The organism is Mesorhizobium sp. M7A.F.Ca.MR.245.00.0.0 (genome assembly GCF_003997415.1).
GTDB lineage: Bacteria > Pseudomonadota > Alphaproteobacteria > Rhizobiales > Rhizobiaceae > Mesorhizobium.
The window spans coordinates 15,161-37,215 of record NZ_RZTE01000011.1 but is presented as its reverse complement, the minus strand read 5'-3'; the positions used below and the strand labels follow the sequence as shown (position 1 = coordinate 37,215).

Below are 22,055 nucleotides of genomic sequence, written 5' to 3'. Positions count from 1 at the left end.
TGATCGCGCTTCTCATGCACTCCAGCATGGTTTGCTGCGGCGCAAACACCGAAATGCCGCCTGATACGGGCAAAAGGCGGCGGCAGAGGCGATTTCTCCTGGAATCCCAAGCGTTTCGCAAAAGAACCATCCACCTCGTGGGCGAGGGACATGTAACTCGATATGGCAATCTGTAACGTTTCAGTATATTGAGACTTTACCGGGGCTGGAACGCATATCGTATCGCCATGACGGCGATTGCCGACATGGCTCGCGGCTGCTATGCGCCTGACGGGCGGGACGAATGGACAGACAACGTACGGACAAGAGCGGGGAGACCTCGGCACAGGGACGGCCGACGTTGAAGACGCTTGCCTTCATGACCGGGCTCGGCGTCACCACCGTGTCACGCGCCTTGAAGGATGCCCCGGAAATCGGCGCCGAAACCAGGCGCCGCGTCCAGCTCGTCGCCAAGCAGATCGGCTACCGGCCGAACCGCGCCGGCGTGCGTCTGCGCACCGGCAGGACCAATGTCATCAGCCTCGTGCTCAACACCGACCGCGAGATCATGAGCTTCGTCTCGGACATCATCTACGGCGTTTCGGAAGTGCTTGCCGAAACGCCTTATCACCTGATCGTCACGCCCTATTCCCGCTCGCAGGATCCGATGGAGCCGATCCGCTATCTCGTCGAGACCGGCTCGGCCGACGGAGTCATCATTTCGCGCACCCAACCGAACGATCCGCGCGCGCGCTACATGCTCGAGCACGGCATGCCCTTTGCCACGCATGGCCGCACCGACATGGGCCTCGTCCATCCCTACCATGACTTCGACAACCATGTTTTCGCGATGGAAGCCGTGCGCCGCCTGGCGAGCATGGGCAGGCACAAGCTGGCGCTTCTGTCGCCGCCGCCCGGGCTGACCTATTATGGCCACACGCTGAACGGCTTTGCCGACGCGCTGAGCGAGGTCGGAGCCAGCGAAATTCCGTTCAACACCGTTTCCGTCGATCACACGATCGAGCAGATCAGGACCAGGACCGCGCAGGTGATGCGCCGCGAAAACAGACCGGACGGCTTCGTCAGCAGCGCTGCCGCCGCGACACTGGCGATCGTCGCCGGCATCGAGGATGCCGGCCTCAAGCTTGGCCGCGACGTCGATGTCGTGTCCAAGCAGTCGTCGGACCTGTTGCACCTGTTCCGGCCGGAATTGCTCGTCGTCAACGAGAACTTCCGCCTGGCCGGCTCCGATCTCGCCCGCTCCGTGCTCGGCTGGATCGGCGGCGCCGCACCCGGCTCGTTGCAGCGCCTGGTCGCCACCAGCGAGGTTCGGGCGTTCAACCCGCCGGTTTCCGTTTAGGCCCTTGGGCTAACCTGCCGCACCGCTTCCCCATGGCCCATGGAAAGCGCCTTTGTCGTCGATACGCTCGAAGCCGTGCGCGCCGAAAAAGTCGCGCTGCGCCTGGATCAGGTTCGAGGTGCCACGGCCCTGGCGGTAGCTGTCGAAATAGGCAAGTGCGGAAGACAGCGCCGGCACCGGCGAACCGGCCTCCGAAGCCCTCGCCACGATACGGCGCAGCGACGGATGCGCTTCCTGCATCAGTGCGATGAAGGCCGGGGCCATCAGGAGGTTGGTCGAGGCGCCGCCCTTGCTGAAGGCTTCCGCCATGGTGTCGAGCATCTGCGAGCGGATGATGCAGCCGGCGCGCCAGATCCTGGCGATGGTCGGCATCGGCAGGTTCCAGTTGAATTCCTTGGAGGCGCCGCTCATCACCGCAAAACCTTGGGCGTAGGCGGCGATCTTGCCGGCGAACAGCGCCAGTTCCAGATCTTTCAGCAAGGCATCCTTGTCACCGGAAATCTTCGTCACGCCGGCGCTGCCATAGGCCTTTTCCGCCGCCAGCCGCTCGTCCTTGATCGATGACAGAACGCGTGCCGCCACCGCCGCCTCGATCGCCGTCGCCGGAATGCCGAGTTGCTGCGCCTCGATGACCGACCATTTGCCCGTGCCTTTCTGGCCGGCGCGGTCGAGGATGATGTCGACCACCGGTTTGCCGGTCTTCGGATCGTCTGATGCCAGCACCTTGGCGGTGATCTCGATCAGGTAGGAATTGAGCCGGCCCTTGTTCCAGTTGGCAAACACCGTGCCGATCTCTTTCGGGCCCATGCCCAGGCCATCGCGCAGGATGCCGTAGATCTCCGCGATCATCTGCATATCGGCATATTCGATGCCGTTATGGATGGTCTTGACGAAATGCCCGGCGCCGTCGGTGCCGAGCCATGCCGCGCAGGGTTCGTCCTTGAACTTGGCGGAGATCGCCGTCAGCACCTTCTCGACGCGCTTCCACGAGTCCTCCGTACCGCCGACCATGATCGACGGCCCGTGGCGCGCGCCCTCCTCGCCGCCGGACACGCCCATGCCGATGAAGGTGAGATCCGAGCCGGAAAGCTCGGAAAAGCGCCGCATCGTGTCGCGGAAATTGGCATTGCCGGCGTCGATGACGATGTCGTTGGCCGACAGAACGCCGCGCAGAGCCGCGATCTGTTCGTCGACCGGCTTGCCGGCCAGCACCATGATGATGATCGGGCGCGGCGGCCGGATCGCGGCGGCAAGCTCTTCCAGGCTGTAGCAGGGCACGACCATGTCCCTGAGCGCGCCGGCATTCTCGACGAAAGCGTCGGTGCGCGCCCTGGTGCGGTTGAAGACGGCGATGCGGTGCCCGTGCTCGGCGATGTTGAGCGCCAGGTTGGAGCCCATCGTGCCAAGGCCGATCAGGCCGATTTCGGCTTTTTCCATCGTTTCTTCCCTGCTTTCGGATCTTGTTGGTTCGAGCCCGCGACTTGCGGGGATGCCCATTCTTCGGCGGGATGCCATTCTTCACGGGATGATTGACGGGCCTTTTGGGCCACGTCAACCGCCTCGCCGAATTGTGTTGCACGGATGCCTAGCCAAGCTCGTGTCGGTCCGGCCTTACGGCCTGATATCGACGGGCGCCTCGATCTTCACCATCTCGAAGTCCGAGACCAGTATGTCGATGCGCACCGTCCACCGGCCCGGCACCGGGATGACGAGGTTGTCGACGCGCCAGCTGCCGTCACCGGGCTTGCTCGCAGCGCGCTTCAGCGGCTCGATGCCGGAATCGGGCTTCGACAGCACAAGGGTTACCTCCTTGGCGTCGAGCGGGCCGAAATCGCCGCTCATGATGACCATCGAGGCAACGACCGGGCCGGCATGGCCGGGAGTGATGCTGAGATCGGCCATCGCTTGCAGCGCGTGGATATGGACCGACACCGGTTGCGCTGCCGCAATCGCCAGGGCTCGTGGCGGCGGTGTGAAACGCCAGCCCGCGGCAACGCCGAAAATAGCCAACACGATCAACGTCTCGACGCCGATCGAGCGGGCCAGCCTGCGTTGAACTTCCGTCGATCCCGCCTCGGCCGATGCCGTGAGTTTCCAGCGATTGACGGCGGCGAGCGTGAACAGAAAGACCAACAGCCCCAGCTTCATAAGCAGCAGCCTTCCATAGGCGGTGTCGACCAATGCCGCGGGTGTTTGCACCTGGATGACGGCAAGCACGATGCCGGCAGCGGCAAGCACGGCCACCACGGGCAGGATCGCCCAAGAAAACCGCCGCAGGAATGGCGTGGCCCCCGCCGATTGCCCCTTCAGCGCCAGCCCGAGTGGGATCAATGCGCCGGCCCACAACGCGATGCCGACGCCGTGCAGGAACACCATCGGCCGCGTCAGCCATTGCGGCTCGGCGGCACTGGCATGGCCGCTGGCGGCAAGGGCAACCCCCACCCCGGCCAGGCCGGCCAGCGCCGATGGTTTGGCGGTGGCGCGGGGACCGGCCAGCGACAGCAGGCCAAGGCCCAGCGCGATCAGCGCGACCAGCACTGTCCAGCCGAAACTGGTGTCGAGCCCGGTCCGCCAGACGACCGATTGTGCCAGATGGGAGAGCGGCGCCCCCAATGCGTCCAGACCTTGCAAGCCGAGCGACAGGCACGACGCGACCAGCCCGCTCAGGATTGCAGCTGCAACGAAGCGCTGCCCGGCACGGCCGCTTCCGGCCAACCAGGCAAGCGCGAAGGCGCCGCCAACGCCGAGGAAAAGGCCGACGTAGAGAAAGATTTTGCCCGTCCAGATAGCCGACCGCAACGGCCAGTCGACGGCTTCGGATACGGCGGGCGGCTCGCTGGGCGCGCCGATGGAAAACAGCAGCGATCCGCCGACGGGATGACCGTCTGCGGAGATGACGCGCCAGCTCAAGACATGCGTGCCGGACTTGAGTGGCTGCGGATTGTCGATCTCGACGGTCTGGTCGCTGAGCCGGAATGACGTTAGCGGAACCGGCTTGCCGTCGGGCTTCACCAGCGTCAGCACCAGAGGCGAGACCGGCTCGCTGAAGGTCAGCGAGAACTGCGCCGGCCCCTGTGCCAGCACCGCGCCGTCGGCCGGGTCGGTCTTGATCAGCGCGGCATGGGCAAAGGCCTGATCCGACACGGCAAGGCTGGCAAGAAACACGATCACGGCCAACAGGCCGGCGGCAAGCCGGCCGGCGCGTTGGCCGGTCATTGAAGCCGTTTGCAGGAAGGAGGTCGTGCTCATGTCACCGCCACGAAAAGGAGCGGCGCGCTCGAAAGGGGCGCGCCGCTTGGGAGATCATTTCTTCGGCAGCAGCTTGATGCCGGGTGCCGGGCTTTCCAGCGCGTCTTCATCCTGCCCTGCCGCTGGGATCTCGATCCAGCGATCGGCGGCGCCGTCGCATTCCTGCACCACCGGGAAGTAGAGTTTTTGGCCCGCCGGGAGATCCGCCGTCAACGTCGCGCGGAAGACGAACTCGTCGTAGAATTCATCGGGCAGACTGCCGGCGCTCCAGTCGACCTCCTTGACCCCGTCGGTCACCGCCTGACCGTAGAGTTGGTAGGATTTGTCGTACTTGCCCTTCTTGGTCTGCAGCGTCCAGCCAGGCTTCGGCATCGGCTTCACCGCGATCACCCCTTCCGGAATCTGCACGCGCACGGCGGTCGTCGCCTTGCCTTCGCAGCCATGCGGCACCCGCAAAACGGCCTTGTAGGTCGAGCCGACCGCCGCCTCCTGGGTTTCGAACGTGATATGCGCGAAGGCGGCGCTGGTTCCGAGCGCGAGAAGTGCGCCGGCCGACAAAACATATTTGTTCATGATGGTCCCTCGGATTTTCAAAATTTGTCGAACTGGCGGTTAATTGGCGTGATCGTCCATGGCGCCACCGCCCATGCCTTCGACAGCGAAATCGACGCTGACGGCGCCGGCCTTTTCGAAGGTCAGGGTGGCGGAGAACTTTTCGCCCTGTTTGGGTTGCCGCTTCAGGCCGATGAACATCAAATGATAGCCGCCAGGCGCAAGGGCGACCTTGCCGCCGGCCGGAATATCCAGGCCGCCGGCAACCGGCCGCATGGTCATGACGCCGTCTTTGACGCCCATCTCATGCAGCTCGGTCTTTTCAGAAACATCGGAGGAAATCGACACCAGCCGGTCCGGTGCACTGCCGTTGTTGGTGACGGTGAAATAACCCCCGGCCACTTTGGCGCCGGCCGGTGTGGCGCGCGACCAGGGGTGGCCGACCTCGAGATCGCCAACCTTGAACTCATGCGCGAGGACGGACTGGGCGCCTGTGAACAGCAGCGCAAGAGCCAGCACGGCAATGCCGACACGCTCTTCGATGCCGCGTAGAATGCCGCCGGGCACAAGACGCGCGGCGTCAGGGAAAAAATAGGACATGGTTGCTCCATGAAGTGATGGTCGCACCGTTGCCGGTCGCGAGCAGTTTGATCTTTGGATGGGTACGCCCACGAAAAGTTCCGCCGGGCAAACAGGCTCAGGCCGTCAGCGGCGGCGCGCGCGGGTTCGACGGCGAGCGCTCACGCGCAAAGTGGAGATGGATGGCCGCCGGAAAAACAAAGGCGACCGTTTTGAAGGAAAGGCTGCCGAGCGCCAGGCCAGCACCGGGCGGCGGCGCAAAGGCCGCCGAAACCATGCTGCAGCCGAGCACGCAGCATGCCGGAAGATGGGACGGCTGCTGGTTGCCGCCGGGAAGCTGGGCTGCGCCCTCATGGGTGCAGATGACGTTGCCAAAGGCGTCGAGCTGCGATGCATTGGAACCGGTGCCGAAGGCGAATGCTCCGAGCGTCGACTGGAGCAACAGCAGATAGGCCGCGACCAGCGCGACCGGCATGCTCCACCGTCTCCTCGATACGCTCAAAGCCCTGCCTCTACGCAGCAATGCGACATTCCTAGCACGGGGCCGGCGGGTGGAAAATCGCCAAATCGCCGCGGCGCCAACGCGGCAGGGTCAATGCATGTCGCCCAAAAGTGTATAGCGGTTTTGGGACAACGACATGCATGAAACGAGGCTCCGAGCCGCTATGCGGCTCAGGATTTTTGCAGCGACCGGCTCTCCGGGATCGAGGTCAGCAATGTCTGGCGCGCCGACTTCAGGTGCTTGCGGCAAGCGGCGTCGACCTTGCCGAGATCGCGTGATTTCAGCGCCTCTATGTAGACCAGATGCTCACCGATGGCGACTTCGTTGCGCTCGCGTTCCTGCGCCTTGTTCCACTGGTAATGGTAGTGGAAGATCATGGCGATGACATCGTAGAAATCGACGATGAAGCGGTTGCGCGACGCCCGGTGGATGAGCCGGTGGAAGCGCTCGTCGAGTTCGGAGAACTCGGTGAAGCGGGTGGCGATGTCGTTTGCCAACTGGCGATGCTCGTCTTCCAGGCGGTCGAGATCGGTCCAGACCGCGCTGTCCTGCGGTAAAGCGGCAAAGGCAGCCGCCGAGCGCAGTTCGAACATTTCCCGGATTTCGGTCAGCTCCAGCGCGAAGGCGCGGGTAAAGCCCTTCAGCACCCAGTGACTGTTGCGGCGCTTCTCGATCAGGCCGAAGCGGGAGAAGCGGATCAAGAACTCGCGCACGCTGGTGGTGCCGACGCCGATCTCACGCGCCAGTTCGAGTTCGTTGATCTGCATGCCGGCTTCGGCGCCGCCGGCGAGCAGCCGACGCATGAACGACCGTTCGATGATCTCGGCCAGCGTGTCGGTCTCCTCCTCGGGGAAGAAATCATCCGGACGCGGTTCGCGCAGCACCGTCTTGGCGCGCTTGTTCCAGGCGATCAGCCCTGTCTCTTCCATGCGCGCAAGAATGGTGCGGACGGTCGTACGGCTGACGCCAAGCAAGGTGCCCAGTTCCGGCTCCGAAGGCAGGCTGCGCGTTTCGTCGAGCAGCCGCAGGCAGCGGTTGTAGGCATCCTTGTAGACGTTGTTGCTCTTCGACATCCCTGACCCGTTGCACGCCGTCGCTTGCGGCGGCCGGTTTGAAGCGCAATATGACGTTCCCATCGCCCTGAGAAGCGAAATTGCTTCCCGGAACAACCCAAGGACATGCGGAACTCCCCAGTGAAAAAACAATTGACGCAAAACTGTTTTTTCACGATAAAAGACAATATCTCTAAACAGACGCGTGTCAATCCGTCCGCGCAACCCAGGATCACCCAGGAAACCGCCCGTGAACGCCTCCAACTGCATTCTTCTGTCCCCCGCCGACAATGTCGCCGTCGCCAATGGCCGCATCGAGATCGGCACCGCGCTGCCGGGCGGTGCCGTCGCCAGTGCGCTGATCGAGCCCGGCCACAAGGTGGCGATCAAGCCGATCGCCGCCGGCGAGGCCGTGGTGAAATACGCCCAAGCGATCGGTCGCGCGACACAGGATATTGCGGCGGGCGAGCACGTGCATTCGCACAATCTGGTTTTCGAATCAGGCCGCTTGCCGGTCGTGCCGCCGAGCGAGGCCGAGCACGCGACGGAGGCCGATCGCGCCCGCACCTTCATGGGCTATCGCCGCGCCGATGGCCGCGCCGGCACGCGCAACTTCATCGGCATCGTCGCCAGCGTCAATTGCTCGGCCACCGTCTGCCATTCCATCGCCGACACCGCCAACCGCACGCTTTTGCCGAAATATCCCGGCATCGACGGTTTCGTGCCGATCGTGCACGGCCAGGGCTGCGGCATGAGCGGCACCGGCGACGGCATGATGGTGCTGCACCGTACACTCGCCGGCTACGCCCGCCACCCGAATTTCGGCGGCGTGCTGATGGTCGGCCTCGGCTGCGAAGTCAACCAGCTCACCCTATACGGCCAGAAGGGCGTCGCTGCGGGCAAACGCCATTTCAACATCCAGGACGCCGGCGGATCGCGCAAATCGGTGGAAAAAGCGATGGGCGTGCTGGCCGAGATCGCCGAGGAAGTCGGCCAGCTGAAGCGTGAGCCGATCCCGGTCAGCGAGATCGTCGTCGGCCTGCAATGCGGCGGCTCGGACGGCATGTCGGGCATCACGGCCAATCCGGCGCTGGGCGCGGCTGTCGATATCCTGGCTGGCGTCGGCGGCATCGGCATCCTCTCCGAGACCACGGAGATCTACGGCGCCGAGCATCTGCTTGCCTACCGCGCGGCAACGCCGGAGATCGCGCAGAAGCTCGACGGTTTCGTGAAATGGTGGGAGGACCACGTCGCCAAGCATGGCGCCTCGATCGACAACAACCCCTCGCCCGGCAACAAGCGCGGCGGTCTCACCACCATCCTGGAGAAGTCGCTCGGCGCGGTCGCCAAGGGCGGTCAGACGCCCCTCAACGGCGTCTTCGGCTACGCCGAAAAAGTCACTGGCAGCGGCCTCGTGTTCATGGACACGCCCGGCTACGACCCGGTTTCGGCGACCGGCCAGGTGGCGGGCGGCGCCAACGTCATCGTCTTCACCACCGGCCGCGGCTCATGCTTCGGCTGCCGCCCGACGCCGTCGATCAAGGTCGCCACCAACTCCACCATGTACCACCAGATGGAAGAGGACATGGACGTCAATTGCGGCGTCATCGCCTCGGGTGAAAAGACCATCGCCGGCATGGGTCGCGAGATCTTCGAACTGATCGTCGAGACGGCTTCCGGCCGCAAGACCAAGAGCGAGGACTTCGGCTACGGCGACAACGAGTTCGTGCCCTGGCATCTGGGCGCAACACTTTAGATTTTACTGATATAAAGTAGACTGCGCGCCGGTCAGCGGCGGGCAACGGGGAGGTTGTGCATGGAAAGACGCCGCATCGGCCAGACAGCGCTGGAAGTCACCGAGGTCAGCTTCGGCGGCGCCGCACTTGGCGGCCTTTACCGCGCCTGTTCGCGCGAAGCGGCGATGGAGACGCTGCAGGGCGCCTGGGATGCCGGCCTGCGCTATTTCGACACCGCACCCTTCTACGGTTTCGGCCTGTCGGAGCGCCGCTTCGGCGACTTCCTGCGCTACAAGCCGCGCGATTCCTATGTGCTGTCGACCAAGGTCGGCCGGCTGTTCCGCCCGGTGCCGGACGATCAGGTTCCCGATCACTCCTATGTCGATCCGCTGCCCTTCGCGCTCGACTACGACTATTCCTATGACGGCATCATGCGGTCGGTCGAGTTCAGCTATGCGCGGCTTGGCCTAAACAGGATAGACATCCTGTTTGTCCACGACATCGGCGCCTACACCCATGGTGTCGAGAAGACCAAGCTGCACTTTCGCGACCTGATGGACGGCGGCCTCAAGGCACTTGAAGAGCTGAAACGGTCCGGCGTCATTTCCGCCTATGGGCTTGGCGTCAACGAAGTGCAGATCTGTCTGGACGTGATGCGCGAGGCGCCGCTCGACTGCATCCTGCTCGCCAGCCGCTATTCCTTGCTCGACCGCAGCGCCGAAGCGGAGTTACTGCCCCTATGCCGGGCGCGGCAGACCTCCTTGGTCATTGGCGGCGTGTTCAACTCCGGCATCCTGGCGACCGGGCCGGTGCAAGGCGCGCATTTCGACTACCGCCCTGCCAGCCATGACGTGCTCGACCGCGTCGGCGCAATGGAAAGGATCGCCGCCGAGGGTGGCTATCCGCTCGCCGCCGCAGCGTTCCAATTCCCCTTGCATGAACCTGCCGTCGCCACCGTGCTGACCGGCACCGCCAAGCTGGCGAACCTGACGCGCAACCTCCAACTGCTCGACATCGACGTGCCGGAGACGGAATACGCCAGATATCGTCCCCACACGCTGGTGCAGGAGCTGGTGTGAAACTCCATATTCTTGCGGTCACACGAAGGAATGGACATTCTATATTGACGAAATGATGGAATTAATATTCCATACGTTCCCGGAACGGAACGGAAGTGTGACGGCGCCAATGGGGAGCAGCGCGGTGGACTTGCCTCTGCCAGGCCTCGCAAGGACTGATCAAACAGCGCTTGCATCGATCTGTTCGATGCATTATCAAAACATGGCAATTGTTTTTTATTGATAAAGTTCTGTTTTGGACCACGCCTATCCGGACGGAGCTTCCGTATCGTTCACCGGGCGACTTAGGGAGGAAACCTCATGAAATTCGTGACCAGCATTCTCAACCGCCGCGCTGTCATGGCGCTGGCAGCAGCTTCGATGCTCGCCGGCGTCATGCATTCGGCGCCGGTTTCGGCGGCGGACGTCACCATTCCGATCATCGTTCGTCAAGGACACCACGTCGTTCTACTGGCAGATCGTTCTGGCCGGCGCCCGCAAGGCCGGCAAGGATCTCGGCGTCAACGTGCCGGAACTCGGTGCCCAGGCTGAAACCGACGTCAACGGCCAGGTCTCGATCCTCGAGAACGCCGTTGCCAGCAACCCGGCGGCGATCGTCATTGCGCCGACCGAGTTCAAGGCGCTTGGCAAGCCGATCGATGAAGCCGCTGCCAAGGTCAAGGTCATCGGCATCGACTCCGGCGCCGACTCCAAGGCCTTCACCTCGTTCCTGACCACCGACAACGTCCAGGGCGGCCGCGTCGCTGCCGACGGCCTCGCAGCCGCCATCGGCGCCGCCAACGGCGGCAAGATCGAGGGCGACGTCGCCCTGATCACCAACGCGCCGGGCGCCGGCTCGCTCGAACAGCGCAAGCAGGGCTTCACCGAACAGCTGGCCGCCAAATATCCGGGCCTCAAGCTGGTCGCCGATAAATATGCCGACGGCCAGGCCACCACCGGCCTCAACATCGCCACCGACCTGATCACCGCCAACCCGAACCTCAAGGGCATCTTCGCTTCCAACCTGATCATGGCGCAGGGCGTCGGTCAGGCTGTCGCGGAAAACAGCCTTGGCGGCAAGCTGGCGCTGGTCGGTTTCGACAGCGACGAGAAGCTGATCAAGTTCCTCAACGACGGCGTCATTTCCGCCCTCGTCGTCCAGGATCCGTACCGGATGGGCTATGACGGCATCAAGACCGCACTCGCCGCTTCCAAGGGCGAGAAGGTCGAAGCCAATGTCGACACCGGCGCCAATCTGGTGACCAAGGACAACATGAAAGACCCCAAGATCGACGCGCTGCTCAATCCGAAGCTCTGAGCCGTCGCATCCGCAATGGTCTCCGGGGCACCTCGCCCCGGAGACAAGCTGCCGCACAAACGGCTTGGCAATCCATAAGCGTAGGCTAGGCTATTTTCGAGACATATCCTTGTCTCGCCGCGTGCCAATCGTGAGGCCAATCTGGGAGGATTGTCATGACATCGACGGCGCAGGAACTGCATCCGGCCCCTGTGCTGGAACCGGGGCGGACCATCCTCGAATTGCGCGGGCTGGAGAAGCGCTATCCCGGCACCCACGCGCTGAAGCCGGTCGACCTCGCCTTCAAGTCCGGTGAGATCCACGCCATCGTCGGCGAGAACGGCGCCGGCAAATCCACGCTCATCAAGCTTCTGACCGGCGTCATGCCGCGCACCTCCGGAGAGATCGCCTGGGAGGGCCAGCCGGCCGCCCTGGCGACGCCGCACGAGGCGATGGCGCTCGGCATCAATGCCGTGCACCAGGAAGTCGTGCTGTGCCGTCACCTGACGGTCGCCGCCAACATGTTCCTCGGCGAGGAGAATTCGCGTTTCGGCATCCTGCAGCAGCGCGCCATGGTCAGGCAGGCGCAGACGATCATCGACGACCTCGGCTTCGACCTGCCGGCGCATGTCACGCTCGGCGACCTGACCATCGGCCAGCAGCAGCTGATTGCTGCGGCCCGCGCCACCGTGCGCGGCACCAAATTCCTGATCTTCGACGAGCCGACCGCCTACCTCACCCGCAAAGAGGCCGACCAGCTCTTCACCCTGATCCGCCGGCTGAAGGGCGAAGGCGTGACGATCATCTACATCAGCCACCGCATGGAGGAAGTGTTCGAGCTCGCCGACCGTGTTTCCGTGCTGCGCGACGGCACGCTGGTCGGCACCCGCAACATCGCCGAGACCAACGATGCCGAACTGGTCAAGATGATGATCAACCGCTCGATCGAGCAGGTCTACCACAAGGAGCATTTCACGCCGGGCGCCGCCCTCATCGAGGCGAGGAACCTGTCCGGCAAGGGCTTCGAAAATGTCTCGATGACGGTCCGCGCCGGCGAGATCGTCGGGCTCTATGGCCTGATCGGCGCCGGACGCAGCGAGTTCGTCACCACGCTTTACGGCCGCCACCGCAAATCTGCCGGCCAGATCCTCTGGGAAGGCAAGGAGGTGCAGGTCAATTCCGAGCATGACGCGATCAAGCTCGGCATGGCGCTGGCGCCGGAAAGCCGTCGCGACCAGGGCCTCTGCCTCAACCTGCCGGTCGGCTTCAACCTCAACCTGCCGATCTACAAGCGTATCTCGAACAATCTGCTGATTTCGAGCACGCAGGAGAAGACGCAAGCCGATCGCCAGATCGCCGATCTGCGCATCAAGACACCGACGCGCGGCGCGCTGGCATCCAGCTTGTCGGGCGGCAACCAGCAGAAGATCGTCATCGGCAAATGGCTGGCGCACGGCGCCAAGCTGTTCATCTTCGACGAACCGACGGTCGGCGTCGATGTCGGCACCAAGGCCGAGATCTACCGCCTGTTCAGCGCACTTTTGTCAAAGGGAGCCGGCATCATCCTGATCTCGTCCTATCTGCCGGAAGTCTATGAACTCGCCGACACGCTGCATGTGTTCCGGCGCGGCAAACTGGTGGCAACGCACGGTTTTCACGCCGCCAGCCACGAGGATATTCTCACTCAGGCGCTCGCCGAGAAACAAGAAAAGCTGGGAGGACAGATATGAGCACCGAGGCGATTCCCGTCGAAAAACCGAAGCGCAACTACAACGTCCTGTTTGGGCTGACGCTTTTGGCGCTGCTGGTTCTGCTCTGGATTCTTCTCTCCGTGGCGACGACGAGCTTCGCCTCCGCCAACAACATGGCCAATCTTTTGCGCCAGGGCTCGATGATCGCCATCATGGCGGTCGGCCAGACTTTCGTCATCATCACCGGCGGCATCGACCTGTCGGTCGGCGCCGTGGTCGGTTTCGCCACGGTGGTCGTGGCCATGATGATCAATGCCGGCTTCCCCATCTGGCTCGCCATTCTGGTGACGCTGCTGGTCGGCGTCGCCATCGGCATGTTCCACGGCTTCGGCATCGTCAAGATGGGCCTGCCGCCCTTCATCATCACGCTGGCAACGCTGACCTCGCTGCGCGGCATCGGCCTTTTGATGACCAACGGCAATTCGATCAACATCAACAGCGACACCTTCACCGCCTTCTCGCGCAATTCCTTCATCGGCATCCCCAACCTGTTCTGGATGGTGATCCTGGTCGGCATTCCAGCCTATATCTTCCTCCACCACAGCCGCTGGGGCCGATACCTGTTTTCGGTCGGCTCCAACGCCGAGGCTTCGCGTCTGTCCGGCGTCAATGTCCAGCGAACCATCTACATGGCCTACACGCTGTCGGGCCTGTGCGCCGCCTTTGTCGGCGTGCTGCTGGCCGCCCGCATCGGCATCGGCAACCCGACGCAGGCCGAGGGCTGGGAGCTGCAGGCGATCGCGTCTTCCGTCATCGGCGGCACCTCGCTGTTCGGCGCCGTCGGCTCGGTGCATGGGCCGCTGCTCGGCGCCTTCATCCTGGCCACCATCAACAACGGCGCCAACCTGCTCAACGTCAACTCGTTCTGGCAGCGCATCATCACCGGCGCGCTGATCATCATCATCGTCTACTTCGACGGCCTGCGCCGCCGCGGCAAGTAGCGATCCCGCAATCAACCGCCGGCCCGCCACACCAACGGGCCGGCGATTTCATGACTGGATTAGCGCATGAAAGCCGTCCTCTGCCGTTCGCCCGGCGATCTTGTCCTTGAAGACCGGCCCGCACCAGAGGCACCGCCTCCCGGCTGGGCGCTGGTGGCGGTCAGCCATGTCGGCATCTGCGGCACCGACTACCACATTTTCGAGGGCAAGCACCCGTTCCTCGCCTATCCCCGCATCATGGGCCATGAGGTGTCGGGAACGATCGTCGAGACCGGCGACGGCGTCGATCTTGCCGTTGGTGAGCCCGTGGTGATCAACCCCTATCTTTCCTGCGGCAAGTGCATCGCCTGCCGGCACGACAAGCCGAATTGCTGCGTCAGGATCGAGGTGCTGGGCGTGCATCGCGACGGCGCCATGTGCGAACGGATCCTGGTGCCGGCGCAAAATCTCTATCCGGCCAACGGCCTGTCGCTGGCTGACGCCGCCGCAGTCGAGTTCCTGGCCATCGGCGCGCATGCCGTGCGGCGCGCCCGCGCCGACCCCGGCGCCCGCACGCTGGTCATCGGCGCCGGCCCGATCGGGCTCGGCACCGCCATCTTCGCCCGCATCGCCGAACTTGACGTGACGCTGCTCGACATGAGCAGTGAAAGGCTCGCCTTCGCCGCAAATGAGCTTGGTTTCCAGACCCTCGACGGCTCGCGCGGCGCGGTGCCCGATCTGGTCAGGCAAGCAACATCAGGCGAAGGCTTCGATGTGGTCTTCGACGCCACCGGCAACACCCAGTCGGTGCAGTCGGCCTTTGCCTATGTCGCGCATGGCGGCACCTTGGTACTGGTCTCTGTTGTCAAGGACGACATCAGCTTTTCCGATCCGGAATTCCACAAGCGCGAGATGACGCTGATCGGCAGCCGCAACGCCTTGCGCGCCGACTTCGATCACGTCGCCGCCTCGATCCGCAACGGCGCCGTTCCCCTGGCCAAGCTCGTTACACACCGCACCACACTCGCCGGCACGCCGCGCGATCTGGCTCGTTGGGCACATGAGAAATCCGGCCTGATCAAGGCTGTGATCGAGGTCGGATCATAACATGGCAAACGGCGAAGCCGGTCCTCCAATGCGCCGCCGCTGGCAAGTGAATGCGGCCGAGCTGGGCCGGGCACTCCCTACAGCGCCGACAGCTTCAGCTCCACCCGTTCGGCCGGAAAGCGCGACTCGGAAAACTGGATCGGCTGGCCGTCCGGCGTGACGTTGACGGCAACCGTGACCAGCACGATGGCGCCCGGCTGCAGGTCGAGGTCGGCAAGGTCCGCCGCATCGGCATGGCGCGCCGACAGCACGGTCGATTGCCTGAGATAGTCGTCTATGCCGAACCGCGCCAGCGATGCGGTGATCGAGCCTGTTTCCGCCATCGCGGCATCGATGCCGGCAAAGCGCCGGGCCTCGAACCAGCCGGCAGCGCGCGACACCGGCCGTCCGTCGGCTTCGCCGCGCGTTTCCAACCGGATCACATCGGCTCCCTTGGGAAGACCCAGTCCCTCGGCGACGCGCTGGCTGGCCGGCTCGACCGACGAGGCGAGCAGGACGATGTGCCGTTCCGTCGTTTGCCCTTGCAGCCCTGTCGAAAAACGTGTGCGCGCCCCGATCGGATAGGACAGCCGCTTGCGCGACAGTACGAAGGTGCCGCGCCCCTGCTCGGCCCGCAGCACGCCTTCCCTTACAAGGGCTGATATGGCGTTGCGCACCGTGTGACGGTTGACGCCATAGCGTTCTGCCAGCGCCACCTCCGGCGGCAGCGCTGCATTCTCCGTGAAATCGCCGATGGCGATCGCATGCAGGATCTTGTCGGCGATCTGCCGCCACAGCGAAACGCCACTGCGCCGCTCGATGCTGTCCGCTAACAGCCGCCCGACCATCATTGCCCCAACCTTCCAGCGCCCAGTCTTCTATCGCTGTCATCCACCCGTCATGGACACGCGTTAGATAATAGATATAATTTGTATAGTTGTCTACATCAATAGATAAATTAACAAAGAGGAATGCTGCTGATGCGAGGACAGGAAGCCCGCGACCAGGCCGAGCGCAAAGCCGCCATGGCAACCCTTACGCAATCCAGCGGCGATGACATCGTACGGCTCTGGAATGAGGCCGGACTGCCTTCGGACGCCGAGTTGCTGCGCGGCCCCGAAACCGGCCTTGTCACCCTGCGCGGCCGCATCGGCGGCGGCGGCGCCCCTTTCAATGTCGGCGAGGCGACCGTTACCCGCGCCACCGTCCGGCTGCCCTCCGGTCAGGTCGGCCATTGCTATGCGCTTGGCCGCGACAAGCAGAAGGCGAAGCTGGCGGCCATCGCCGACGCGCTGTGGCAGGACCCTGCCCGCCGCAATGAGGTCGAGACCGGGCTGATAGCGCCCCTGCGGTCGGCTCTGACCGCAGCGCATGAAAAACGCCGCGCCGAGACGGCGGCAACGAAGGTGGATTTCTTCACCATGGTTCGCGGAGAAGACTGATGGACATTGCAGCGCAATCGATCGAGGGCGGTTTCGCCGATCCGGTCTTCGACGCCCAGACCGTGTTCCGCGCCGTCATGGACGCAATGGCTTGCAGCCGCTGCCGGCCTTCGCCCGCCCGCCGGCGCCGCTCTCGGCGACCGCCGGCGCCATCGCACTGGCGCTGTGCGATAACGACACCCCGCTCTGGCTCGACCAGGCCCTGCAAGCTTCCGCCGCGATCAGATCCTGGCTTGGGTTCCACACTGGCGCGCCCGTGGCCAACACACCGGCCGATGCGCATTTCGCCTTCATCGCGGCCCCGGCCGAGATGATGTCGCTTGATGGTTTTTCGCAGGGCACGCAGGACTATCCCGACCGTTCGACCACGTTGATCCTGCAAGTCGGCGATCTCGTCTCCGGCACGCCGCTGTTGCTCGAAGGTCCCGGCATCGAAACCAGCGCCACGATCGCGCCGGCACAGATGCCGCGCCATTTCGTCGAGCAGTGGAAACAGAACATCAAGCGCTTTCCGCGTGGCGTCGACATCATCCTCGTCACATCAGGCGGCATTGCCTGCCTGCCGCGCACGACGCGCATCAAGACGATGGAGGCGTAAGATGTATGTCGCGGTAAAAGGTGGCGAAGCCGCAATCGCCAACGCCCACAGCCTGCTTGCCGACCGCCGGCGCGGCGACCGTTCGGTGCCGGCGCTTCGCCTCGACCAGATCGTCGAGCAGCTGGCGCTCGGCGTCGACCGGGTGATGAGCGAAGGCTCGCTCTACGACCGTGAACTGGCCGCGCTCGCCATCGTCCAGTCGCGTGGCGACCTGATCGAAGCGATCTTCCTGGTGCGGGCCTATCGCACCACATTGCCACGCTTCGGCTACTCCAAGCCCATCGACACAGGCACCATGCTGGTCGAGCGACGTGTGTCGGCGACCTACAAGGATCTGCCCGGCGGCCAATTGCTCGGGCCCACCTTCGACTACACGCACCGGCTGCTCGACCCCGAGCTTGCCGCTGACGCTGACGTCGCCCAGCCCTTGCTGCGCGAGACGGAAGCGCAAGCCATGCCGCGCGTCTCGGCGATCCTCGCCCGCGAAGGCCTGATCGAGCCGGATGGCGAGATGCCGCAGGACCATGTCCCCGGCGACATCACCCGCGAGCCCCTGGAATTCCCGATGGCGCGCGACATCCGCCTGCAGGCGTTGTCACGCGGCGACGAAGGTTTCCTGCTGGCGCTCGGCTATTCCACCCAGCGCGGCTATGCCCGCAACCATCCCTTTGTCGGCGAGATCCGCATCGGCGAGGTCGAGCTCGAGCTCGACGTTCCCGAACTGCCCTTCGCTGTCCCGCTCGGCACTGTCCTTGTCACCGAATGCCAGATGGTCAACCAGTTCAAAGGCTCAGCCAAGGCGCCGCCGCAGTTCACCCGCGGCTATGGCCTCGTCTTCGGCCAGAGCGAGCGCAAGGCGATGGCGATGGCGCTCTGCGACCGGGCGCTGCGCGCGAAGGAGCTCGGCGAGGATGTCGTCGCCGCGGCCCAGGACGAGGAGTTCGTCATCTCACACTCCGACAATGTCCAGGCGACCGGCTTCGTCGAGCATCTGAAGCTGCCGCACTATGTCGATTTCCAGGCCGAACTCGACCTCGTGCGCCGCATGCGCGCCGAACACGACGCCCACCAAAACCCCGTGAAGGTCGAAGAGAAGCGGGAGGCCGCGGAATGATCGAAGGGCTTTCCCACATGACCTTCATCGTCCGCGATCTCGAGCGGATGACCAAGATCCTCGAGGGCGTATTCGACGCACGCGAAATCTATGCCAGCGATGCCGAGCAGTTCTCGGTGTCGCGCGAAAAATTCTTCCTGATCGGCGACATCTGGGTCGCCATCATGGAGGGCGAGCCCTTGCCGGAGCGCAGCTACAACCACATCGCCTTCAAGATCGATGACGCCGATTTTGACCACTATGCCGAGTGCATCGGCAAGCTCGGCCTCGACATGCGCCCGCCGCGCCCGCGCGTCGAGGGCGAGGGCCGCTCGATCTATTTCTACGACGACGACAACCACATGTTCGAACTGCACACCGGCACGCTCAATGAGCGGCTGGCGCGCTACGCCAAGGGATTTGAGGTCGCATCATGACCGACATCGCCACCTACAACTTCGCCTATCTCGACGAACAGACCAAAAGGATGATCCGCCGCGCGATCCTCAAGGGCATCGCCATCCCGGGATATCAGGTGCCGTTCGCCTCGCGCGAAATGCCGATGCCCTATGGCTGGGGCACTGGCGGCGTCCAGGTCACCGCTTCGATCATCGGCCCAGACGATGTGCTCAAGGTGATCGACCAGGGCGCCGACGACACCACCAACGCGGTCTCGATCCGTGCCTTCTTCAAGAAGGTCGCCAACGTCGCGGTGACGACCGACACCGCCAGCGCCACCATCATCCAGACCCGCCACCGCATCCCCGAACATCCGCTGACGGCGGGCCAGGTGCTGGTCTATCAGGTGCCGATCCCGGAGCCCCTGCGTTTCCTCGAACCGCGTGAGACCGAAACGCGCAAAATGCATGCGCTGGAAGAATACGGCCTCATGCATGTGAAACTTTACGAGGACATCGCCAAGCACGGCCGCATCGCCACCACCTATGCTTATCCGGTCAAGGTCGAGGGCCGCTATGTGATGGACCCGTCGCCGACGCCGAAATTCGACAATCCCAAGATGCATCGCTCACCGGCGCTGCAGCTGTTCGGCGCCGGCCGCGAAAAGCGCATCTATGCGGTGCCGCCCTTCACCGAAGTGGTCAGCCTCGACTTCGAGGATCATCCGTTCGAGGTGCAGACCTTCGACCAGCCCTGCGCGCTGTGCGCGGCCGAGAATGTCTATCTCGACGAGGTCATCCTCGACGACCATGGAGGCCACATGTTCGTCTGCTCCGACACGGATCATTGCGAGAAGCGGCGGGCGGACGGCCCTCACGGCCACCTTGCCCCGGAAAACCATCTTGCCTCGGAAAAAATGGAGCCGGCGCAATGACCGACGAACCGCTGCTGCGCGTCTCGGCGCTCTCCAAATTCTACGGCTCGCGCGTCGGCTGCGACAACGTCTCCTTCGACCTGTGGCCGGGCGAAGTCCTGGCTGTGGTCGGCGAGTCCGGCTCCGGCAAGACGACATTGCTCAACTGCCTGTCGACGCGGCTGCTGCCCTCCTCCGGCAGCGCCAGCTACCGCATGCGCGACGGCCAGTTCCGCGAGCTCTACCGCATGAGTGAGGCCGAGCGCCGCTTCCTGATGCGCACCGACTGGGGGTTTGTCCACCAGAACCCGGCCGACGGCCTGCGCATGACGGTGTCGGCCGGCGCCAATGTCGGCGAGCGGCTGATGGCGGTCGGCGACCGCCACTACGGCAAGATCCGCGCCACCGCCGTCGACTGGCTATCGCGCGTCGAGATCGACGAGGACCGCATCGACGACGAGCCGCGCGCCTTTTCCGGCGGCATGCGCCAGCGCCTGCAGATTGCCCGCAACCTCGTCACCGGCCCGCGTCTGGTGTTCATGGACGAGCCAACCGGCGGCCTCGACGTCTCGGTCCAGGCGCGCCTGCTCGACCTGCTGCGCGGTCTGGTCACCGATCTTGGTCTGGCGGCCATCGTCGTCACCCATGACCTTGCCGTGGCGCGGCTTTTGTCGCAGCGCATGATGGTGATGAAGGACGGCCGCGTCGTCGAAAGCGGTCTCACCGACCGCGTGCTCGACGACCCGCGCGCGCCTTACACGCAATTGCTTGTTTCCTCGATTCTGCAGGTTTGACGATGACGCAAACGACTGACGATTGGAGAACCTTCTGATGGCAACCCCGCTCGTTGTTTCCGGCGTTGCCAAGAGCTTCACCATGCATCTGCGTGACGGCATCAAACTGCCTGTTGTCGCCGGTGTCTCGTTCTCGATCAGGGCCGGCGAATGCACCGTGCTCGGCGGCCCGTCCGGTGCCGGCAAGAGCTCGATCCTGAAGATGCTCTACGGCAACTACGCCGTCGACGAAGGCCAGATCATCGTCACGCATGATGACGGGCTGATCGACCTGGCCACCGCCAGCCCTCGCACCGTGCTTGCGGTGCGCCGGCAAACGATCGGCTATGTCAGCCAGTTCCTGCGCACCGTGCCGCGCGTTTCGGCGCTCGATGTCGTCGCCGAACCGCTGGTCGAGCGCGGCGAGGATCGCGAGATTGCCCGCGGCAAGGCGCGCGCCTTGCTGGCACAGCTCAACCTGCCGGAGAAACTCTGGGCTTTGCCGCCTGCGACCTTTTCCGGCGGCGAGCAGCAGCGCGTCAACATCGCGCGCGGCTTCATCACCGAGCATCCGATCCTGCTGCTCGACGAACCGACCGCTTCGCTCGACGCCAGGAACCGCGATGTCGTGATCGAACTCATCGCCGCCAAGAAGGCGGCTGATGTCGCCCTGCTCGGCATCTTCCATGACCACGACGTGCGCGAGGCGGTTGCCGACCGCATCATCGACGTCACCGCGTTCGCGTCCGGAAAAATCGCCGCATGAGCAGGAAATTGTCCGAGACGCCGCTGGTCCACCCGACGGCGGATGTACAGAATTCGACGCTCGGCCGCTGGACCGAGATCGCCGACCGCAGCCGGGTCTCGGAAAGCGAACTTGGCGACTATTCCTACATGATGCAGGACTGCTCCGTCTGGTGCGCGACGATCGGCAAGTTCGCCAACATCGCGGCCAGCGTTCGCATCAACGCCACCAACCACCCGACCTGGCGGCCGACGCTGCATCACTTCACCTATCGCGCCTCGGACTACTGGGACGATGCCGAGCACGAGACAGAATTCTTCGCCCAGCGCCGCGCCAAACGCGTCACCATCGGCCACGACACCTGGCTCGGTCACGGCTCGACTATCCTGCCCGGCGTCACCGTCGGCGATGGCGCCGCGGTCGGCGCGGGTGCGGTGGTCTCGAAAGATGTCGCGCCCTATACCATTGTCGGCGGCGTGCCGGCCAAACCGATCCGCGAGCGCTTCGATCGCCGCACGGCCGAACGTTACCAGGCGCTCGCCTGGTGGGACTGGGACCATGCAAGGCTGCGCGCCGCGTTGGATGATTTCCGGGAGCTTGAGGCCGAGACGTTCCTAGAGAAATATGGCGGATAGCGACGTCCAGGAATGGACGGTCACTGACGCGGGGCAGCGGGGCATTGTCACAAACCGCCCCGGCCCCTGCTATCCGCATGACGTGCCTCTCGACACCAGCATCGACGCCATGGCCCTTGTCTGGAACGCCTGAAGGACGGCCTCGCCGTTGCCAACGCGCGACGGACGAGTATGTGCGCATCACCTGACGCGGTTTTGCCACCGGCACCAGCCCGCCAGGCCCGCGTTCCACATGACCTTCGACTGCTGGCCCTGGGCCGGCCCTAGACTCCGGCCTGTGGAGCGTAACAAAACTGACATCACCGCGACACGGCAGGTTCATGTGGCTGCGCTAGG

The 22,055-nt window shown here is 64.1% G+C and carries 20 protein-coding genes and 2 pseudogenes; 15 read left to right on the top strand and 7 right to left on the bottom strand.

Translation table 11 applies throughout. The annotated features are described in order from the left end of the window. Nucleotides 1–283 precede the first annotated feature (283 nt). Nucleotides 284–1,339, top strand: coding sequence for a LacI family DNA-binding transcriptional regulator (locus EOB80_RS14120; protein WP_127328232.1), 1,056 nt, complete (start codon nucleotides 284–286; stop codon nucleotides 1,337–1,339). 9 nt (nucleotides 1,340–1,348) lie between these two features. On the opposite strand, the gene gndA is transcribed toward EOB80_RS14120, so the two are convergent. From gndA to EOB80_RS14090, 6 genes are all read right to left on the bottom strand, one after another. Continuing rightward, the gene (gndA, locus tag EOB80_RS14115; RefSeq protein WP_127328230.1) at nucleotides 1,349–2,776 is read right to left on the bottom strand and encodes an NADP-dependent phosphogluconate dehydrogenase; all 1,428 of its coding nucleotides are present in this window, start codon (nucleotides 2,774–2,776) and stop codon (nucleotides 1,349–1,351) included. Between the two features lie 174 nt (nucleotides 2,777–2,950). Then, nucleotides 2,951–4,588, bottom strand: coding sequence for a copper resistance CopC/CopD family protein (locus EOB80_RS14110; protein WP_127328228.1), 1,638 nt, complete (start codon nucleotides 4,586–4,588; stop codon nucleotides 2,951–2,953). A 54-nt stretch (nucleotides 4,589–4,642) separates the two neighbouring features. Next, entirely contained in the window at nucleotides 4,643–5,161 is a 519-nt protein-coding gene (locus tag EOB80_RS14105; RefSeq protein ID WP_127328226.1) for a YcnI family protein, read from the bottom strand. 39 nt (nucleotides 5,162–5,200) lie between these two features. Continuing rightward, a complete protein-coding gene (locus EOB80_RS14100; RefSeq protein ID WP_127328224.1) occupies nucleotides 5,201–5,740 on the bottom strand; it encodes a copper chaperone PCu(A)C in 540 nt (179 codons plus the stop codon). A 97-nt stretch (nucleotides 5,741–5,837) separates the two neighbouring features. After that, the gene (locus EOB80_RS14095) at nucleotides 5,838–6,194 is read right to left on the bottom strand and encodes a DUF2946 family protein (RefSeq protein ID WP_127328222.1); all 357 of its coding nucleotides are present in this window, start codon (nucleotides 6,192–6,194) and stop codon (nucleotides 5,838–5,840) included. A 197-nt stretch (nucleotides 6,195–6,391) separates the two neighbouring features. Next, nucleotides 6,392–7,294, bottom strand: a complete 903-nt coding sequence (locus tag EOB80_RS14090; protein WP_127321856.1) for a GntR family transcriptional regulator — start codon at nucleotides 7,292–7,294, stop codon at nucleotides 6,392–6,394. Between the two features lie 229 nt (nucleotides 7,295–7,523). Here EOB80_RS14090 and EOB80_RS14085 point away from each other — a divergent pair, with 229 nt between their 5' ends. From EOB80_RS14085 to EOB80_RS14060, 6 genes and pseudogenes are all read left to right on the top strand, one after another. Next, entirely contained in the window at nucleotides 7,524–9,029 is a 1,506-nt protein-coding gene (locus EOB80_RS14085; protein ID WP_013529531.1) for an altronate dehydratase family protein, read from the top strand. 60 nt (nucleotides 9,030–9,089) lie between these two features. Next, nucleotides 9,090–10,088, top strand: a complete 999-nt coding sequence (locus EOB80_RS14080; protein ID WP_127272466.1) for an aldo/keto reductase — start codon at nucleotides 9,090–9,092, stop codon at nucleotides 10,086–10,088. Between the two features lie 300 nt (nucleotides 10,089–10,388). After that, nucleotides 10,389–11,385: pseudogene (locus tag EOB80_RS14075) on the top strand (ABC transporter substrate-binding protein). 155 nt (nucleotides 11,386–11,540) lie between these two features. After that, nucleotides 11,541–13,094, top strand: coding sequence for a sugar ABC transporter ATP-binding protein (locus EOB80_RS14070; RefSeq protein ID WP_127328220.1), 1,554 nt, complete (start codon nucleotides 11,541–11,543; stop codon nucleotides 13,092–13,094). Further along, nucleotides 13,091–14,056, top strand: a complete 966-nt coding sequence (locus EOB80_RS14065; RefSeq protein ID WP_127323072.1) for an ABC transporter permease — start codon at nucleotides 13,091–13,093, stop codon at nucleotides 14,054–14,056. The genes EOB80_RS14070 and EOB80_RS14065 overlap by 4 nt, the downstream gene beginning before the upstream one ends. A gap of 66 nt (nucleotides 14,057–14,122) precedes the next feature. Next, nucleotides 14,123–15,142 (top strand): zinc-binding alcohol dehydrogenase family protein, encoded by a 1,020-nt coding sequence (locus EOB80_RS14060; protein WP_127328218.1) that lies wholly within the window; start codon nucleotides 14,123–14,125, stop codon nucleotides 15,140–15,142. Nucleotides 15,143–15,219: 77 nt separating this feature from the next. Here EOB80_RS14060 and phnF read toward each other — a convergent pair whose 3' ends face one another. Then, on the bottom strand, nucleotides 15,220–15,969 hold the full coding sequence (gene phnF / locus EOB80_RS14055) for a phosphonate metabolism transcriptional regulator PhnF (protein WP_164755509.1): 750 nt from the start codon (nucleotides 15,967–15,969) through the stop codon (nucleotides 15,220–15,222). A 132-nt stretch (nucleotides 15,970–16,101) separates the two neighbouring features. Here phnF and phnG point away from each other — a divergent pair, with 132 nt between their 5' ends. The 8 genes and pseudogenes from phnG (at nucleotide 16,102) to EOB80_RS14015 (ending at nucleotide 21,719) form a co-directional block, all read left to right on the top strand. Next, entirely contained in the window at nucleotides 16,102–16,563 is a 462-nt protein-coding gene (phnG, locus tag EOB80_RS14050; protein ID WP_127328214.1) for a phosphonate C-P lyase system protein PhnG, read from the top strand. Then, nucleotides 16,563–17,161 (top strand): annotated as a pseudogene (gene phnH / locus EOB80_RS14045) (phosphonate C-P lyase system protein PhnH). Before phnG ends, phnH begins: the two are co-directional and overlap by 1 nt. A gap of 1 nt (nucleotide 17,162) precedes the next feature. Beyond that, entirely contained in the window at nucleotides 17,163–18,275 is a 1,113-nt protein-coding gene (locus tag EOB80_RS14040; RefSeq protein WP_127328212.1) for a carbon-phosphorus lyase complex subunit PhnI, read from the top strand. Continuing rightward, entirely contained in the window at nucleotides 18,272–18,691 is a 420-nt protein-coding gene (fosX, locus tag EOB80_RS14035; protein WP_127267990.1) for a FosX/FosE/FosI family fosfomycin resistance hydrolase, read from the top strand. Before EOB80_RS14040 ends, fosX begins: the two co-directional genes overlap by 4 nt. Continuing rightward, nucleotides 18,688–19,587: an alpha-D-ribose 1-methylphosphonate 5-phosphate C-P-lyase PhnJ gene (locus tag EOB80_RS14030; protein WP_127328210.1), complete on the top strand. Its 900-nt coding sequence runs from the start codon at nucleotides 18,688–18,690 to the stop codon at nucleotides 19,585–19,587. The genes fosX and EOB80_RS14030 overlap by 4 nt, the downstream gene beginning before the upstream one ends. Further along, on the top strand, nucleotides 19,584–20,360 hold the full coding sequence (gene phnK, locus EOB80_RS14025; protein WP_127267988.1) for a phosphonate C-P lyase system protein PhnK: 777 nt from the start codon (nucleotides 19,584–19,586) through the stop codon (nucleotides 20,358–20,360). Before EOB80_RS14030 ends, phnK begins: the two co-directional genes overlap by 4 nt. Before the next feature lie 37 nt (nucleotides 20,361–20,397). Further along, nucleotides 20,398–21,105, top strand: a complete 708-nt coding sequence (gene phnL, locus EOB80_RS14020; RefSeq protein ID WP_127267987.1) for a phosphonate C-P lyase system protein PhnL — start codon at nucleotides 20,398–20,400, stop codon at nucleotides 21,103–21,105. After that, nucleotides 21,102–21,719: a DapH/DapD/GlmU-related protein gene (locus tag EOB80_RS14015; RefSeq protein WP_127328208.1), complete on the top strand. Its 618-nt coding sequence runs from the start codon at nucleotides 21,102–21,104 to the stop codon at nucleotides 21,717–21,719. Before phnL ends, EOB80_RS14015 begins: the two co-directional genes overlap by 4 nt. The last annotated feature ends 336 nt before the right edge of the window (nucleotides 21,720–22,055 follow it).